This is a genomic window from Allobosea sp., assembly GCF_035944895.1.
Lineage (GTDB): Bacteria > Pseudomonadota > Alphaproteobacteria > Rhizobiales > Beijerinckiaceae > Allobosea.
On the sequence record NZ_DASZAT010000016.1, the window covers coordinates 160,728 to 177,109 of the forward strand.

Annotated in this window: 14 protein-coding genes; 7 read left to right on the forward strand and 7 right to left on the reverse strand. The window is 67.0% G+C overall.

All coding sequences use genetic code 11. From position 1 onward, the window contains the following. Positions 1–115 precede the first annotated feature (115 nt). Positions 116–847, forward strand: a complete 732-nt coding sequence (locus tag VGV58_RS27855) for a DUF3750 domain-containing protein (protein ID WP_326877316.1) — start codon at positions 116–118, stop codon at positions 845–847. Positions 848–1,289: 442 nt separating this feature from the next. On the opposite strand, the gene VGV58_RS27860 is transcribed toward VGV58_RS27855, so the two are convergent. After that, the gene (locus tag VGV58_RS27860) at positions 1,290–2,132 is read right to left on the reverse strand and encodes a lytic transglycosylase domain-containing protein (RefSeq protein ID WP_326877317.1); all 843 of its coding nucleotides are present in this window, start codon (positions 2,130–2,132) and stop codon (positions 1,290–1,292) included. Then, positions 2,129–3,412, reverse strand: a complete 1,284-nt coding sequence (locus VGV58_RS27865) for a cystathionine gamma-synthase family protein (protein ID WP_326877318.1) — start codon at positions 3,410–3,412, stop codon at positions 2,129–2,131. The genes VGV58_RS27860 and VGV58_RS27865 overlap by 4 nt, the downstream gene beginning before the upstream one ends. Before the next feature lie 139 nt (positions 3,413–3,551). Between VGV58_RS27865 and VGV58_RS27870 the strand changes: the two genes are divergently transcribed. The 3 genes from VGV58_RS27870 (at position 3,552) to VGV58_RS27880 (ending at position 7,182) form a co-directional block, all read left to right on the forward strand. Continuing rightward, positions 3,552–4,010, forward strand: a complete 459-nt coding sequence (locus VGV58_RS27870) for an Lrp/AsnC family transcriptional regulator (protein ID WP_326877319.1) — start codon at positions 3,552–3,554, stop codon at positions 4,008–4,010. Positions 4,011–4,042: 32 nt separating this feature from the next. Beyond that, positions 4,043–4,603 carry a GNAT family N-acetyltransferase gene (locus tag VGV58_RS27875; protein ID WP_326877320.1) on the forward strand — a complete coding sequence of 187 codons (561 nt, stop codon included), beginning with the start codon at positions 4,043–4,045 and terminating at the stop codon, positions 4,601–4,603. A 146-nt stretch (positions 4,604–4,749) separates the two neighbouring features. Further along, positions 4,750–7,182: a penicillin acylase family protein gene (locus VGV58_RS27880; RefSeq protein ID WP_326877321.1), complete on the forward strand. Its 2,433-nt coding sequence runs from the start codon at positions 4,750–4,752 to the stop codon at positions 7,180–7,182. Positions 7,183–7,221: 39 nt separating this feature from the next. On the opposite strand, the gene VGV58_RS27885 is transcribed toward VGV58_RS27880, so the two are convergent. Both VGV58_RS27885 and VGV58_RS27890 read right to left on the reverse strand, forming a co-directional pair. Next, complete coding sequence (locus VGV58_RS27885; protein ID WP_326877322.1) at positions 7,222–8,223, reverse strand: alpha/beta hydrolase; 1,002 nt, start codon at positions 8,221–8,223, stop codon at positions 7,222–7,224. A gap of 120 nt (positions 8,224–8,343) precedes the next feature. Continuing rightward, entirely contained in the window at positions 8,344–9,450 is a 1,107-nt protein-coding gene (locus tag VGV58_RS27890; RefSeq protein ID WP_326877324.1) for an alpha/beta hydrolase, read from the reverse strand. Positions 9,451–9,576: 126 nt separating this feature from the next. Here VGV58_RS27890 and meaB point away from each other — a divergent pair, with 126 nt between their 5' ends. Continuing rightward, on the forward strand, positions 9,577–10,551 hold the full coding sequence (meaB, locus tag VGV58_RS27895; RefSeq protein ID WP_326877325.1) for a methylmalonyl Co-A mutase-associated GTPase MeaB: 975 nt from the start codon (positions 9,577–9,579) through the stop codon (positions 10,549–10,551). A gap of 62 nt (positions 10,552–10,613) precedes the next feature. Continuing rightward, on the forward strand, positions 10,614–11,990 hold the full coding sequence (locus tag VGV58_RS27900; protein WP_326877326.1) for a TIGR03808 family TAT-translocated repetitive protein: 1,377 nt from the start codon (positions 10,614–10,616) through the stop codon (positions 11,988–11,990). 3 nt (positions 11,991–11,993) lie between these two features. Here the strand turns inward: VGV58_RS27900 and VGV58_RS27905 are convergent, their stop codons facing one another. Genes VGV58_RS27905 through VGV58_RS27915 form a run of 3 tightly spaced genes read right to left on the reverse strand, consistent with a single transcriptional unit; the run spans position 11,994 to position 15,349 of the window. Next, positions 11,994–12,611 (reverse strand): ParB-like protein, encoded by a 618-nt coding sequence (locus VGV58_RS27905; RefSeq protein WP_326877327.1) that lies wholly within the window; start codon positions 12,609–12,611, stop codon positions 11,994–11,996. Next, positions 12,608–14,284: a SulP family inorganic anion transporter gene (locus VGV58_RS27910; RefSeq protein WP_326877328.1), complete on the reverse strand. Its 1,677-nt coding sequence runs from the start codon at positions 14,282–14,284 to the stop codon at positions 12,608–12,610. The genes VGV58_RS27905 and VGV58_RS27910 overlap by 4 nt, the downstream gene beginning before the upstream one ends. Positions 14,285–14,335: 51 nt before the next feature. Continuing rightward, on the reverse strand, positions 14,336–15,349 hold the full coding sequence (locus VGV58_RS27915) for an asparaginase (protein WP_326877329.1): 1,014 nt from the start codon (positions 15,347–15,349) through the stop codon (positions 14,336–14,338). 156 nt (positions 15,350–15,505) lie between these two features. Between VGV58_RS27915 and VGV58_RS27920 the strand changes: the two genes are divergently transcribed. Further along, entirely contained in the window at positions 15,506–16,345 is an 840-nt protein-coding gene (locus VGV58_RS27920; protein WP_326877330.1) for an alpha/beta hydrolase, read from the forward strand. Positions 16,346–16,382: the final 37 nt, after the last annotated feature.

The window sequence follows — 16,382 nt, forward strand, 5'->3', positions numbered from 1 at the left end:
TTTCGCGGGCGCACGCTAGCAGCTTGCTGCAAAGCCTCAACCTCGATTTCGTGATCGGCGACGCTCCGTCGCGCCTTGTTGCGGCCCCGCCTCGCCCCCTATTTTCCGCAAAAGAATGATCCGGCGGTTTTTCCTGTTCTTCGCGCTCGTCTTCCTGCTGCCCCTCGGCACTCACGCCGCGTGGTGGCAGTTGCAGCCGCTTGCATCCGACTGGGCCCGCGCCGATTGGTCGAGCGCCGCGCTCCTCCCAGCTCCCAGCATTCAACCCGATGCGACCGTCCATATCTTCGCCGCCCGGGTCGGTCGCTGGCGCGGCGTCTTCGCCCACCATTCCTGGGTGGTGGTGAAGGAGAAGGACGCACCGGCCTATACCCGGTTCGATGTCGTCGGCTGGGGCAATCCGGTGCGCGTCAACGTCCGCGTCGCCGATGGGCGCTGGTACGGCAATGCCCCTGAGCTGGTCGGGGAGATCAAGGGCGCAGCGGCCGAGGCCCTGATCCCGCGCATCCGCGACGCCGTGAAGAGCTATGGCTACAGCGACTACGGCTCCTATGCCGCCTGGCCTGGGCCGAACTCGAACAGCTTCGTCCAGCATGTCCTCGCCGAGGTGCCTGAACTCGGCCGGGCCCTGCCGCCGACCGCGATCGGCAAGGACTGGCGCGAGAGCGGCCTCTATGCCGGCTTCACGCCGAGCCGCACCGGCCTGCAGGCCTCGCTCTACGGGCTCGCTGGCCTCACCTTCGGCTGGGTCGAGGGCGTCGAGATCAACCTGCTCGGGCTGGTCGCGGGCTTCGACCTGCAGCGGCCGGCTCTGAAGCTGCCCGGCTGGGGACGAGTGGGATGGTGAAACGAACGATTTAGTACCGTTGGGTGAGTTGCGGCTTTCAAGTCGGCGGTCATTCAGGTCTTCTCAATTTCCGCAACCTATCGACGGAATAATTGATGGAATCAATAAAGTCACTCAAACTGATTTTCTGTTGATGGTCCGCACTGATATAATCTAACTCAATGTCAAATTGACCCTGCCCCTTCTCTTGTGAAATGATATAATAATTTCCATTAGGGCACATAACTTCAGCTATCAGATCCTCAAAAGCGACATCCGAACCAATTACTACCTGAAATCCTTCCGGTATCTTTTCAGACATACTTCCCCCAATATGGTTACAACCCCTAAATTATCTCACTCGCGATCCGATTAAAGCAGAATGATGCCGTCATCGGGAGCCATCAACAAAACCTACCCCGCTCAGCTATTCCCTCTACGCATAACCTCAAAATGACCAACGCTAGTTCCGCAGCACCAGGCAGGCCCCGCCCGCCTGCCGCAGGCGATTGCACGCCAATGTCGCCTCGCGCAGGCTCTGTGCCGGCAGCCTGACGCGGTAGAAGCGGCCCCTGCCCCGGCCCGGCACGGCCGAGCCCAGGATCATGGTCGGCTTGCCCGCCAGCAGCGAGGCGAAGCGCGCCGCGACACGCTGATAGGAGGCGATGGCGCGCGCCTTCGAGATATTGCCGGCGAGCTGCACGCCGAACGGCCCATAGGCACCCTCGACCAGCACGGCTGGCGCGGTGATGCGGATCGAGGCGACCGTGGCGAGGCAGTCGGTCTCCTCGCGTGTCGCCGGCGGCGGCGTCTCGCCAGCGCCGAGCCGCCATTCCTCGACGGGGCGTCCGGTGATGAAGCGGACATAGGCCTGCGTCTCATAAGGCAGCATGCCGCCGCGCTCGACCCAGCGCGCGACGCGGTTCGGCCCACCATTATAGGCGGCGGCAGCGAGACCGAGATTGCCGAACTGGTTCTTCAACGCTGAGAGGAAGGCGGCCGAATGCGGGATCGCCGCCTCGGGATCGAACGGGTCGGCGAGGCCACGCTCATTCGCCGTGCCCGGCATGAACTGGGCGATACCCTGCGCCCCCGCTGGGCTGACGACGTTCGGCCGGAAGCTGCTCTCGCGCCAGATCAGCCGGGTGAAGAAGGCGACCGGCAGGTCATGCGTCTTCGCCGCGCCTTCGATCAGGCGGCAGATGGTCTGGGCCACGCTCTCGGTCTGCGGCTCGGCGGAAGCCGGGCCGCCGAGCAGCGTGGCGGCGAGCGCCGCGACGAGGATGCGGCGCCGCCCTGCTCTCACGCGGCGTCGAGCGCCTGGGCGAGATCCGAGATCAGGTCCTCGATATTCTCGATGCCGACCGAGATGCGGATCAGCGCGTCGGTGAGGCCGATCTCCTCGCGCAATTCGCGGGCGACGCCGGAATGGGTCATCGCCGCGGGGTGAGAAACCAACGTCTCGGTACCGCCAAGGCTGACCGCGAGCTTCATGATCTGCAGGTTGTCGAGCACGGCGAAGGCTTCCTTCTCGCCGCCCTTGACGTCGAAGGCGAAGGTCGAGCCGGGCTGGGTGCATTGCCGGTCGAACACGGCCTTGCGCGGATCGCCCTCGGCGAGGTCGCCGAGATAATGCACCTTGGCAATCTTCGGGTGCTTGCGCAGATAGTCGGCGACCTTGCGACCGTTCTCATTGGCGCGGTGCATGCGGATGTCGAGCGTCTCGAGCGAGCGCATCAGCATCCAGCAGGAGTTCGGATCGAGCTGCGTACCCAGCGAGCCGCGCCAGCTCTTCACCTGCCGCACCAGCGCCTTCGAGCCGCTGATCGAGCCGCCGACGAGGTCGCTATGGCCGCCGACATATTTGGTCAGCGACAGCAAGGTGAGATCGGCGCCGTGCTTCAGCGGCTTCTGGAAGATCGGCCCGAGCATGGTGTTGTCGACCACGACCGGCGGGCGATGCCCCTGCGATTTTTCCAGCTCGTCGGCGATCGCCTTGCAGGCCGAGAGATCTACGAGGCCATTGGTCGGGTTGGCCGGGGTCTCGACCAGGATCATCGCGACGCGGCCTTTGGCGGCGGCATCCTGCGCGACCTTGCGCATCTGCGCGACGTCGACGCCATCGGTGAAGCCGAAGGGCGTGACGCCGAAGGCGCCCATCTGGTTCTTCAGCAGAGTCTCGGTGCCGCCATAGAGCGGGCGGCTGTGGATGACGGTGTCGCCCGGGCGCAGGAAGGCGAAGCAGGTCGTCGCGATCGCCGCCATGCCGCTGGCGAAGACGGCGCAGGCCTCGGCCTCGTCCCAGATCGCCAGGCGATCCTCGAGGATCTCCATGTTCGGGTGGTTGAAGCGCGAATAGACCAGGCCCGACTTCTCGCCCGGCTTGAGCTGGCGGCGGCCGGCCGTCAGATCGAAGAAGTCCTTGCCCTGCTGGGCGTTCTCGAAAACGAAGGTCGAGGTCAGGAAGACCGGCGGCTTGAGCGCGCCTTCCGACATGGCCGGCGAATAGCCATAGCCCATCATCAGGGTCTCGGGATGGAGCCGGCGATTGGCGATCCGGTCCTTATGGTAGCTGTCGTCGCTCATGACTTACCTCCTCGCCGGCCGGCTCGGCCCCGCGACGCGAGCCTAGGACGATCCTAAGACCATTGCATGAACGATCATCCGTGCTCTAGAGCAAGATTTTGCAGCTTCCTGCTCGCTTGAGCGCCCAAAGGAGCAGATCATGCTCGATACGATCGACCGCCGCATGCTCACCCTCCTGCAGGAGGATGGCCGCATCACCAATCAGGACCTGTCGGAGAAGGTCGGCCTGTCGCCGACACCCTGCCTGCGCCGGCTGAAGCGACTGGAAGAGACCGGCGTCATCAAGGGCTACTCGGCGATCGTCGATCCCAAGGCCTATGGGCTGCCCTTCAGTGTCTTCGTCTCGGTCCGGCTCAGCCAGCAGAATACGGAGCAGATCGCCGAGTTCGAAAAGGCGGTCGAGAACTGGCCCGAAGTGGCCGAGTGTTATCTGATGACCGGCTCGCAGGACTATCTGCTGCGCGTGCTGACCGACGGTATCGAGGGCTATGAGCGCTTCCTGAAGCAGAAGATGACACGGCTGAAATGCGTCCAGTCGGTCGAATCCAACTTCGCCCTGGCGACGATCAAGAAGCGGGTCGGCCTGCCGCCGCTCTAAAAGCATAATCGAGACAAGAAGGCCGCAACGCCGTGGATATCAGAATTGAAACCTCGCGCCTCATTCTGCGCCCCTGGAGCGAAGCAGACATCGAGCAGCTCACGCTGGGCCTGAACGATATCGAGGTCGCAAAGTGGCTCGCCTTCGTTCCGCACCCCTACACGACCTCGCACGCCATGGACTGGGTCAAACGATGCCAGCAGATTGCGAGCGCAGGCACCGAGCCGACCGCCTACGAATTTGCGATCGAACTCAGCTCCGAGCAGCGTGTGATCGGCGGGATCAGTCTCAACAAGATCGATCGGAGGGCCGGGACGGCTGGCGGTGGAATCTGGATCGCCAACGGCTATCACGGGCGCGGCTACGGACGCGAAGCGTTCGGGGCGAAGATCCGGTTCGCTTTCCGCGACCTCGGTTTGACGAAGCTGGTCAACGGCTACTTCGACGGCAACGAGAGCTCCTGGGCGATGCAGCGCAAGCTGGGCTACCGGCCAGCCGGCGAAGTCGCCAGCCGCTGCATGGCCGACGGGCGGCCGACGATCGAGCATGTGACGACGTTGCTGCGCAGCGACTGGGAAGATCGCGAGGACTGACCGTCCAACCTCGCAAGGAACGATCCAGATCACATGCCGGCGCGGCAGGGCCGCCATGTGACCGCGAGCGGTGGCCAGCCTCCGCTCTCCCCCTAAGCTCCTCCGGCAAGGTCTGTCGCCAAAGACGGGCCGCACGGAGGAACACCATGAGCAGAGCAGATCGCGCCCACAGCGCAGCGTCGCTGTTTGCCATTGCCGCCGTCACCATCGCCGGATGCCTGCCCGCGAAGGCCGAGCTGTCGAGCGCTGTGAAGCGCTCCGAACAGACGGTCGCCGGTTTGCAGGGACCAGCGGAGCTGATCCTCGATCAATGGGGCGTTGCCCATATCTACGCTGCCTCGTCCCGCGATGCCCTCTTCCTGCAAGGCTACAATGCGGCGCGCGACCGGCTCTGGCAGATCGACCTCTGGCGCAAGCGCGGCCTCGGGCTGCTCGCCAAGGATTTCGGCCCGTCCTATGTCGCGCAGGATCGCGCCGCCCGGCTCTTCCTCTATCGTGGCGAAATGGACAAGGAATGGGCCGCCTATGGCCCCGACGCCAAGGCCTATACCGACGCCTTCGTCGCCGGCATCAATGCCCGCGTCGACGAGGTGCGCGCCGGCAAGCAGCCGCTACCGCTCGATTTCCGCGTCTCCGGCACTTTGCCGGATCGCTGGAGCGCCGAGGACGTGGTGCGCATCCGCAGCCATGGCCTGACCCGCAACGTGATGTCCGAGGTAGTCCGCGCCCGCGTCGCCTGCGCCGCCGGCATCGAGGCCGACCGCTTCCGCCGTGTGCTGGAGCCGGCGGTGAAAGCGAAGGTACCTGACGGGCTCGATCCCTGCGCGATCAAACCGGATATCCTCGACGACTACAATCTCGCGACCCGCGATGTCACCTTCGCCGCCCCGGGCGAGAAGCGCGCCGCGCTAGACCGTGATGCCATCTTCGCCGCCGCCGGTGACAGTGTCTCGACCATCGGCTCGAACAACTGGACGATCGCGGCGAGCCGCACTGCGACCGGCCGGCCGATCCTGGCGAATGACCCGCATCGCGCCCATGGCGTGCCGTCGCTGCGCTATGTCGTGCATCTCAACGCGCCCGGCCTCTCGGTCATAGGCGCCGGCGAACCGGCCCTGCCGGGCATCTCGATCGGCCATAATGGCGAGATCGCCTTCGGGCTGACGATCTTCGCGATCGATCAGGAAGACCTCTACGTCTACGAGATCAACCCGGCCAATCCGAGCCAGTATCGCTATGGCAGTGGCTGGGAGGAGATGAAGACGATCAGCGAGACGATCGAGGTCAAGGGTGAGGCGCCGCGCCAGATCGACCTGAAATTCACCCGCCACGGCCCGGTCATGAAGGCCGAGCCCGAGGAGAAGCGTGCCTTCGCCATCCGCACAGTCTGGTTCGAGCCGGGAACCTCGGCCTATTTCAATTCGGCCGAGTACATGACGGCGAAGGACTGGGCCGGCTTCAAGAAGGCCATGGCCGAATGGGGCGCGCCGTCCGAGAACCAGGTCTATGCCGACAACAAGGGCAATATCGGCTGGATCGTCGGCGGACGCGCACCGCAGCGGCCGAACCATGATGGCCTGATGCCGGTGCCCGGCGACGGCCGTTATGAATGGACCGGATTCCTGAAGGCCGGCGAGCTGCCGGAAACCTACAATCCGACCGAGGGCTTCTTCGCCACCGCCAACGAGATGAATATCCCCAAGGATCATCCGCTGCTCGCCAAGCGCATCGGCTACGAATGGTCTGATCCCTCGCGGATCAACCGGATCAAGGCCGTGCTCGGCAGCAAGAACAAGGTGACGCTCGCCGACGCGATGGCCCTGCAGAACGACGACAATTCGGAGAATGCCCGCAAGCTCGCCGCATTGCTGGCGCCGCTGTCATCGGACGATCCGGTCACGGCCGAAGGCCTGAAGCTGATCAAGGGCTGGAACCAGGAGATCGCAGTCGACAGCGCCGCTGCAGCCTTGTCCGAAGTCTGGATGAGCAAGCATCTGGGTCGGGCGCTGACGGCGAAGGCCGTGCCCGAAAAGGCGCGCAGCGTCATCGGCCCGCTCGATGTCGCGGCGGTCGTCGCCTATCTGGAAGAGCCCGACAGCGCGCTCGGTGCCGATGCGAAGGCGGCCCGCAACGCCCTGCTGCTCGAGACGCTGAAAGCGGCGATGGAGGAGTTGCGCCAGACGCTTGGCCCGGATGTCGCGGGCTGGAACTGGGGCAAGATCCATCACGCCCAGTTCGATCATGCCCTGTCGCCGCTCGCCAGCAGCCCGGACCGAGCGCAGCTCAATGTGGGCCGGCTCGCTATGGCCGGCTCGGCCTTCAGTCCGCGCGCAGCCTCCTACCGTACCTCGGACTTCAGGGTGATCGCGGGTGCCTCGTTCCGCATGGTGCTCGACGTCGGCAACTGGGACGAAAGCCGCTTCATCAACACGCCCGGCCAATCGGGAGACGCCTACAGCCCGCATTACCGCGATCTGGCGCCGCTCTGGGCCGCCGGCGATTATGCGCCGCTGCTCTATTCGCGCGAGGCGGTCGAGAAGGCGGCTCGCTCGGTGATTGCACTCAAGCCGGCCGGCTGAGCTGGCAGGAACCGGGGACGGAGGCTCAGGCCTCCGTTCTCAGGAGCGCGCCCGGTCGATGGCGCGGCGCACCACCTGCGTGACCTCGCTGTTCGACAGGAAGAGGTCGTGGCGCAGCAGGCTCCAGCCGCGGCCGGCCGTGTCGGCGACGCGCACCCCGAGCTGCTCCAGCCGCTCGCGGTCCGCGGCACCTGCGCGGGCGACGCCGCCGGCGATGCGCGAGGAAACGGCGAGCGCCCTGTCGCCGGGATCGATGATCACGGTCATGCGCTGGGCGATCGGGCCGAGCTTGGGCACGGTCTGCTCGAAGGCGTCGATGTCGACATCGGGCGAGGCCAGCACGACAGCGCCGATCCGGTCGGAGAGTCCCTCGAAATCGCGCAATTCGCGCAGGCCTTCCAGGGCCAGGAAGCTGCCCATCGAATGCGCGACGATGTTGATCCGCCCAATCGTCGGGTTGGCGACCAGCGCCTTCAGCGTCTGGACGAAACCGTCGCGCGACCAGAGCGCACTTTCGCGGTCATAGGCATAGGCGAGCAGGCCGCCGCCGGACGGCCAGGTGAACAGCGCGGTCCGGCCCTCGAAAGCGAGCGCATGCGAGAGCTGGCCGGCACTGCGCGCGGCCGATTCGAAGGTCTCGTTGAAGCCGTGGACATAGAGCAGCACGTCGCGACCGGTCGCAGCGTCCGAGAAGGCGCGAGCGGCATCGCTCGCACTGCGGCGGGTCACGCCGAGCACGGCCCAGTCGCCACTGACGACGGAACTCACCTGCGCGGCGACACCGCGGCCCGGCGCCGACAGCCTGACCTCAGCGAAGGTCAGCCCGCTGCCACGCTCGGAACCGAAATAGGGCGCGCGATCGCCGGTCGGCCTGCGCGTGGTCGCAACCAGCAGCTGCGGCTCCTTGCCGAAGCTCGACGAATCCGCCGGCCCGATGAACGGCGAGACGGAGGCCTCGCTCTGCGCGCAGCCGGCCAGTCCCGCCCCGAGCAGGGCGACGAAGGAGCGGCGTGAAACGGCATATCGCGAAGGCGAGGTCACTGGCGAGATCCAGGAATTGGGGGCGTGCGGACCTTCTGGCCGCGAATCCTTAAGGCCAGACCAACGCGGCCAGAATGGGGCGGTTACTGCATCGGTCAGAATTCGATGCATAAACGACAGCTACTCGTCACGTGCGACGAAGGATGGCGAGGCCTTCGCGTCGAGGCCGAGCATGCCGCTCCCCGCCCCGCCGTCCATGCCGTCGGCGCTGAGCCGTTTTCCGATCATCTCGACGATCCGCGGTGTGGTCGCGAACTTGCCGTGATTGTAGTCGTCGCTGGCGCGATCGCCCGACAGGTCGATGATCGTCGCCCCAGCCTTGCGCAGATCGGCGACGACGTCCGTATCCTTCTCCGAGATCGCGCCCAGCCTTTTCTTGTCCCCGGCGAACTGGCGCGAAAAGTCGAGCGCCCGATCATCCGAAGAAACGAAGACGGTCACCGGCCGCCTGATCGCAGCGAGCTGGGTCTTGAACACGTCGAGATCGATGTCGGGCGCCGCCAGCATGACATTGCGCAGCTTGCCGCCGAAGCTGCCGTCGCCGCGGATCGCCGCCTGCCGCAGGGTCTCGACCGTCAGCAGCGTCCCCATCGAATGCGCAAGGATGTCGAAGCGGTTGGCGCCGAGGTCGCGGGAGATCGCGCGAAGACCGGTCTCGAGCGCATCGCGGGAGAAGTCGGCGCTATCACGGTCGTAGGGGTAGGCGAAGATCTGCGCGCGCGATGGCCAGGTGAACAGCACCGGCACGCCCTTGAAGCCGGAATCGGTGACGATCTGGGCAAAGCGGAAGGCGGCGTCGGCGAAATTGGTGTTGAAGCCGTGGACGAAGACCAGCACCTCGCGCTCGGCCTGCGGGCGCCGGGCGACGTCCGCCCTCACCTGCTTCAGTATCTCCGGCTCGGTGAGCCGCTCGACGGCGCTGACGGTGAAATGGCTGGCCGGATCGCCGGCGCTGGTGACGCTGCCCGGCAATTCGACCTGACCGATCTGGTGAGCACGCGGCACGCTGATGTCGAGCCGGGCGAAGGCGACTGCCGGGCTGCGCTCGCCGCTGAAATATTCGGGCTGCCTGGTCGAAGCGCGCGAGGTCGCGACGAAGATGCGGACGGTGCCGACGGTGTCCCCGGGCTTCACGGCCGACACCACCAGCGAACGCGGCGGGCCGCCGCAAGCGGCGAGCGCGAATGACAACAGCGAGACCAGAACCAAGGACCGCAAGCCGGACACGCGACACGCTCTCCACACCCCGCGCGACTCGTCCCACCGTCCCCGCCGCTTGGCAAGAGCATGGATGATGCCAAGACCGCCAAAAGCCTCGCTTCCGCTACGGGCGCTCTCTTGCTACCAGCGGGCATGGTCGATCTCATGGCGCTCGGCGATGCGATTCTCAGGGGCGAGCGCGCGGCGCTGGCCCGAGCGATCACGCTTGCGGAGAGCCGGCGCGCCGACCATCGCGAGCAGGCACAGGCCCTGCTCTCCCAGCTCCTCCCGCATACCGGCAAGGCGATCCGCGTCGGCATCACCGGCGTGCCCGGCGTCGGTAAGTCGACGACGATCGACGCGCTCGGCAGTTATCTGACTGGCCAGGGCCACAAGGTCGCGGTGCTCGCGGTCGATCCGTCCTCGACGCGCAGCGGCGGCTCGATCCTCGGCGACAAGACCCGGATGGCGCAGCTTGCGATCGATCCCAATGCCTATATCCGGCCTTCGCCCTCCTCAGGCACGCTTGGCGGCGTCGCGGCCAAGACGCGCGAGACCATGCTGCTCTGCGAGGCCGCCGGCTTCGACGTCATCCTGGTCGAGACGGTCGGCGTCGGCCAGTCGGAGACGGCGGTCGCCGACCTCACCGATTTCTTCCTGGTGCTGATGCTGCCCAATGCCGGCGACGAATTGCAGGGCATCAAGAAAGGCATCATCGAGCTCGCCGACATGCTGGCGGTCAACAAGGCCGATGGCGAGGGCGCGACCGCCGCGCGCGCCGCAGCCGCGCAATACAAGGCGGCGCTGCACATCCTCGCGCCGACCTCGCCGCTGTGGTCGACGCCGGTGGTGACGATCTCCGGCCTGACCGGAGCCGGGCTCGATGCGCTCTGGGGGAAGATCGAGGATCATCGCGCCCGCTTCGAGGCCAAGGGGCTGATCGCCGAGAAGCGCCGCCGGCAGGACGTCAAATGGATGTGGGCGATGGTGCAGGATCGCTTGCAGGCCAAGCTCCGGCACGATCCTGCCCTGAAGGCGCGCACGCCGAAGCTCGAAGCGGCCGTCGCCGCAGGCGAGATGGCGCCGACCGCCGCCGCCGACGAGATCGCCAGGGCGCTCGGCCTGTAGTCGGTAGCCGCACCGAGGCGCGGCATGCCTCTTGAAAGCTCCGCGGCATGATGAAGGCTTCGATGACGCTTTCGCGCCGCGATTGGCTGCGCACGGCCCTTTTCGGCACGGTCGCGGCCTCGGCTGGTCCCGTCCTGGCACAGGCGCCGCGCGCCAGCGCTCCAGCTTCGCTTGGCACGCTCGGGTTGGAGGCGGCGCAGTTCGGCCTGCGGCCCGGCTCCGCCGAGGATCAGTCGCGTGCTCTCCAGGCCGCGCTGGTCGAAGCGGTCAAGCGCGCCGCGCCGCTGATCATCGCGCCCGGCCGCTATCGCATCGCCAACGTCGTCCTGCCGGAGAATGCCCGCCTGATCGGCGTGCCGGGCGCGACGCAGTTCATCGCGGCGCAGGCTGGGCCGATGCTGGTGGCGCGGCGGATCAAGCGCGCCGCCATCGCCGGCATCATGCTCGATGGGCTCGACATCAAGCTCGGCCAGCGCAGCGGCCTGCTCAATGCCGAGGAGGTGCTCGATCTCGCGCTGTCCGACTGCGAATTCGCCAATGCCGGCTCGGTCGGGCTGACGCTCAGCCGCACCGCCGGGCGCATCGAGCGCAACCGCTTCCGCTCGATGCGAGATTCGGCGCTGTTCTCGCTCGATTCGCGCGGGCTCTCGATCGAGGCCAACACGGTCGAGGATTGCGGCAACAATGGTATCCAGCTCTGGCGCAGCCAGGCGGGGGACGATCAAAGCCTCATTCGCGGCAACCGGCTCAACCGCATCCGCAGCGATGCCGGCGGCGACGGGCCGAACGGCAACGGCATCAGCCTTTTCCGTGCCGGCGGCGTCGTGATCGAAGGCAACACATTGCGCGACTGCGCGCTGACCTTCATCCGCAACAATTCCGGCTCGAACGTGCAGATTCTCGGCAATCAGGGCCGGCGCTGCGGCGAGACGGCGCTCTATTCGGAATTCGCCTTCGAGGGCGCGATCATCGCCAACAACCTGATCGAGGACTGCGCGCAGGGCGCCAGCGTCACCAATCTCGACCATGGCGGGCGGCTCGCGGTCGTCGCCAACAACATCATCCGCAACGCCCAGAAGGGGCTGGCGCCGAAAGGCAAGGAGCCCGTCGGCGGCTCGGGCCTGCATGTCGAAGCCGAGGCGGCAGTCACCGGCAACGTCATCGAGAACGCCAGCGATGTCGGCATCACGCTCGGCTGGTCCTGGGCGATGCGCAATCTCGTCGCGACCAGCAACGTCGTCAGGCGCACCGGCATCGGCATCTCGGTTTCGCTCGTTCCCAAGGAGCGCAATGCGCTGATCGCCAACAATGTGATCAGCGAGGCAAAGCTCGGCGCAGTGGTCGGCACCGAATTCGGCAAGGTCGTAACCGGCGACCTGACGAAGGGCGAAGACAAGCGCGCCGCCGGCATCCGTGTCGAAGGCAACTCGGTCGGCTGACGCTCAATCCAGGGGGCCGCACCAGCCCGGCAGATGCTCGGCATCGCGTGTCCGGGCCAGGTCGAGCGCCTTGCGCAGCGCCTTTGGAAAGAAGCGCTCGACAAGGCCGAGCTTGATCCGCCGCCGCAGAAAATCGGCCCAGAGGAACTCGCTGAACGGCGCCTCGGCCTTGGCATAGCCGCCAGCGAGCCGCAGCGCCCCTGCCAGCGAGCGATAGGGATCGTCAACGAGACCGGAGACCTTGCGCGGGATCTCGTCGCGGCCGCGCCTGTTCCCCTCGGCATCGAAGGGGTGCATCCAGCTGCGATTGTCGAGGACGCTCCAGAACTCATCCTTGCCGAGCCGCGACAGGTCGGCGACCACCGTGATCAGGACCTGCTCCTCACCCTCCAGATACAGGGCGAGCGCGAGATGGTGGTGGTCGATCAAATAAAGGTGGCGCTTGGGACCGATAACGACCGGGACGGCATGGCTGCCGAGGAAGTCAGCGCCCTTCTCCTCGCGTTCGGCCCGCCAATGGATGCGCTTCATCTCGACTTCGCGCATGCCGACGGTGATCTGCGTCGGCCTGAGCTCGACGATGGCGACGGGATGCAGCCGAGGCTCGACCGAGTAGCTCATGAAGCCTCCTTCGCGGTTGGGGCAAGCGCCCTCACCGCTTCCTCGACGCTGTGGAAGATGTGCTCTGCCCCGATCTCGGCGGTCACGCCGAAATCCTGCAAGGCGTGGAGCGCCCGCACCGACTCGGCCCGGGCGATGGCGAAGGTGCCGCCCTGCTTCCGGCAGGTCGCCGCCACGGCCAGCAGCCCTTGCGCCGCCGTATAGTCGATAGCCGGAATGCCGCCGGCATCGAGCACGAGCAGCGTCGGCCTGCGCTCCGCCAGCAGCGCCAGCACGCCGCGCCGGAAGATTTCGGCATTGGCGAAAAGCAGCGGCGCCGGAAAGGCGACCACCAGCACACCCTCGACCTGCTCGCCCTGGCGGCCGGGCTCGGGCGGCCACCAGATCGTCGTGCCGGGAATGCGCAACTGCTCGATCGGCTCGCTGCGCGTCGTCATCCAGACCCCGTGCAGCAGCGACAGGCCGATCCCGACGGCGACGCCGGTCTCGACCGGCAGCCAGACGATCGCGATGGCGGTGAGCAGCACGAGCGCGAATTCGGAGCGGGACTGGCCGGCGATCCGCCGGATGACGTCCACTCGGACGATGCGCTGCGCGACGAAGAGCAGGACCCCCGCCAGCGCCGCCACCGGCACCCGCGCCAGCAATGAACCGCCGGCGACGGCGAGCGCGAGCACGATCAGCGCCGCCGTCGCCGCAGCGAGCTGCGAGCGCCCACCGCTCTCGGCGACCACGGCCGTCCTCGGCGGGCTCGCGTTGACGGGGAAGGTGCTGGCCAGCCCCGCAAAAAGGTTCGCGGCGCCAAGGCCGATGAAATCGCGATCGACCTTTGGCTCGGCGCCATCGGGGTTGCGGAAGGAGCGGCTGACGGTAGCCGTCTGCATCATCACGACTAGTGCGATGACCAGCGCGAGCGGCACGAGGCTGCGGATATCAGCCCAGTCGAGCACAGGCGGCGCGAGGCTCGGCCAGCCGGACGGCAAGGCGCCGAGCACTGCGACGCCGTGCACCTCCAGTCGGAAGAGCACGACGGCCGCTGTCGCGCCCACAAGCGCCAGCAATGCCCCCGGCACGCGTGGCGCGAGGCGCTCGCACAGGTTCACGATCGCGAACGTCGCGACACCGAGCGCCAGCGAGATCGGGTTGATGCCGCCGAGCCCGTGCCAGAGCGCGGCAAGCTGGTCGGCGATGTGATGACCGCCACCGGGAATACCGAGCAGGCCAGGGAGCTGTGATACGGCGATGTGGACGGCGATGCCGGCGAGGAAGCCGGTCAGCACCGGCACGGATAGCAGATCGGCGACCCAGCCGAGTCGGAGCAGGCCAGCGACGACGAGCGCAAGCCCGACAAGGAGCGCGAGCAGGGTCGCAGCACCCGGCGGGATCGCGCCGCCCGCGGCCAGTGCCGCGAGCCCGCTGACGAAGATCGGCGTGATCGTCGAATCCGCTCCGGCGGTCAGCAGGCGGCTCGCGCCGAACAGGACGAAGCCGAGCGTCGCCGCGACGAAGGCATAGAAGCCGACCTGCGGCTCGAAGCCGCCAAGCCGTGCCGTTGCCATCTGCTCGGGAATGGTGATCGCCGCGAGCGTCAGCCCGGCGAGCAGGTCACGGCCGAAGCCGCCGGCGCGGCCCGGCGCGGAAACAGTCTCATCGGGTGTGGAAGCAGGCGGCATCTGGCGGGACCGGAGGCGGGCGGCGAACCTCGCGCCACCTCGCATTCGCCGTCAAGCGCGCCGCCGCAGCGCCTCCGCCGCGCGGACACGGCCGACCTCGATGCCGTTCCAGTTCTTCATGACCGTCTCGCGGAAGGGCGCGAAAGCCTCCTCGTCGCCACCCTGCCGCGGCAGGAAGCGTTCGACCAGCGCGGCCATGGCGATTTCGGTGGCGCGGCCGGCACCGTCATCGCATTTCAGCGCGATGCCGTAGCCGAGCTCGGGCAGCGTGCCGCAATAGACACCCTCGGCCCCAGTCTTGATGAAGGCGCGGGCGCCGAAGATCTCCATGAAGCGGGTGTCGAAGCGGCCGGTGCCGGCGACCATGAACGGGTTGGCGGCGACCGCCTCGCGAATGCGGCGCGCCGCCTCGGCACGCTTGGGGCCAAGGCCATTGCCGGTGCCGAAGCGGGCAAAGCCGAGTGCCAGCGACTTCAGCGGCACGGCATAGGTCGGGATAGAGCAACCATCGGTGCCGGACAGCTCGGCCTTGTGCGCAGCGCCCGTCACCTCTTCCAGCGCGGCGCGCACCGCCTGCTGCACCGGATGAGTGCCCTTAACATAGCCGGTGGGGTCCTCGTCGATACCGCAGGACAGGCAGACGAAGCCGGCATGCTTGCCGGAGCAGTTGTTGTTGAGCGCGCTCGGCTCGCAGCCGGCCTTGGCGAGCGCTCGCGCCGCCGCCTCGCCCATCGGCCAATGCGCGCCGCATTCGAGACAGCCGGCGTCGCGGCCGGCTTTCTTCAGCATGGCGAGCGAGGTTTCGGCATGACGTTCCTCGCCGGAATGGGAGGAAACCGCGAGCGCGATCTCAGTCGGCGTCAAACCGAAGCGGTCGGCGGCGCCGCTCTCCAGCAGCGGCAGGGCCTGCAGCGCCTTGACCGCCGAGCGCGGGAAGACCGGGCGCTCGACATCCCCCAGCGAGAGCACCACTGCCCCGTCCGCATCGACGACGATCGCTGAACCGCGATGACGCGATTCGACCGTGCTGCCACGGGTGACTTCGGCGAGAACGGGATTGTCCATCTGGCATCTCCGGCGGAACGAGCATCGCCTTGTCGCGTTTGTCTCTCGACCTGTCAAAGCCCATGGCGCACAGTGCAGGCATGGGCGAAACAGCGCCCTCACCCACCCGCGAGCTTGAGCAGATGCCGTGCTTCACAAGGGCATGGCGAGGATCCGATGAGCGACACCAGCACGGCCCCCGACTACGAGACCGAATACAACAACCGCGCCCGCGTTCCCGAGCACCCCGGCCTCATCGCCGGCTGGGCTCGCGATGCCGCCGCCTATCGCGAGATCGCCGTCAGCGAGCTCGGCATCCGCTATGGTGAGGGCCCGCGCCAGAGCTACGACCTGTTCAAGCCGGAGGCGGTGAAGAGCCAGGCGATCGTGCTCTTCATCCATGGCGGCTACTGGCAGGCGCTCGATCCGAGCTTCTTCTCGCATATGGCACGAGGGCTGAACCAGCGCGGCGTTCCCGTCGCGGTCGTGGGCTATGATCTCTGCCCGCAGGTCGAGGTCGGCCATATCGTCTGGGAGCTGCAGCAGGCGGCCGCGGCGATCTGGCGGCGCTACAACCTGCCGGTGGTCGCGGCCGGACACTCGGCCGGCGGCCATCTCTCCGCCTGCCTGCTGGCGACCGACTGGGGCAATGTCGACGCCAAGCTGCCGGAACATGTCGTACCCGCCGCCTATGGCATCTCCGGCCTCTACAATCTCAAGCCCCTGACCGAGACCAGCATCAACAAGGCGCTCGGCCTGACGCTGGAGGGCGCCGAGCTCGAAAGCCCGCTGTTCTGGCCGGCGCCGTCCGGGCTCGTCATGGACGCCGTCGTCGGCGGGGCCGAGAGCGCCGAATACCTCAAGCAGAGCCGCCGGCTAGCCGATGTCTGGGGGCTGGAAGGCGTGCGCACCCGCTATGAGGAGATCGACGGCGCCAACCATTTCACCGTGATCGCGGGCTTGGCCGATCCGCAGGACGCAATGACGCGCCGCATCGCCGAACTCGCAGGCGCTTGACCCGCCCGCAGCAGGCTCTATCCAGAGGCGACAGATT

Bases quoted from the DNA above. Each gene is read 5' to 3' on its own strand.
- VGV58_RS27870 (WP_326877319.1), top strand. From the start codon at position 3,552: ATGCTCGATACGATCGACCGCCGCATGCTCACCCTCCTGCAGGAGGAT.
- VGV58_RS27920 (WP_326877330.1), top strand. From the start codon at position 15,506: ATGAGCGACACCAGCACGGCCCCCGACTACGAGACCGAATACAACAAC.
- VGV58_RS27910 (WP_326877328.1), bottom strand. From the start codon at position 14,284: ATGCCGCCTGCTTCCACACCCGATGAGACTGTTTCCGCGCCGGGCCGC.
- meaB (WP_326877325.1), top strand. From the start codon at position 9,577: ATGGTCGATCTCATGGCGCTCGGCGATGCGATTCTCAGGGGCGAGCGC.
- VGV58_RS27915 (WP_326877329.1), bottom strand. From the start codon at position 15,349: ATGGACAATCCCGTTCTCGCCGAAGTCACCCGTGGCAGCACGGTCGAA.
- VGV58_RS27905 (WP_326877327.1), bottom strand. From the start codon at position 12,611: ATGAGCTACTCGGTCGAGCCTCGGCTGCATCCCGTCGCCATCGTCGAG.
- VGV58_RS27900 (WP_326877326.1), top strand. From the start codon at position 10,614: ATGACGCTTTCGCGCCGCGATTGGCTGCGCACGGCCCTTTTCGGCACG.
- VGV58_RS27865 (WP_326877318.1), bottom strand. From the start codon at position 3,412: ATGAGCGACGACAGCTACCATAAGGACCGGATCGCCAATCGCCGGCTC.
- VGV58_RS27855 (WP_326877316.1), top strand. From the start codon at position 116: ATGATCCGGCGGTTTTTCCTGTTCTTCGCGCTCGTCTTCCTGCTGCCC.
- VGV58_RS27880 (WP_326877321.1), top strand. From the start codon at position 4,750: ATGAGCAGAGCAGATCGCGCCCACAGCGCAGCGTCGCTGTTTGCCATT.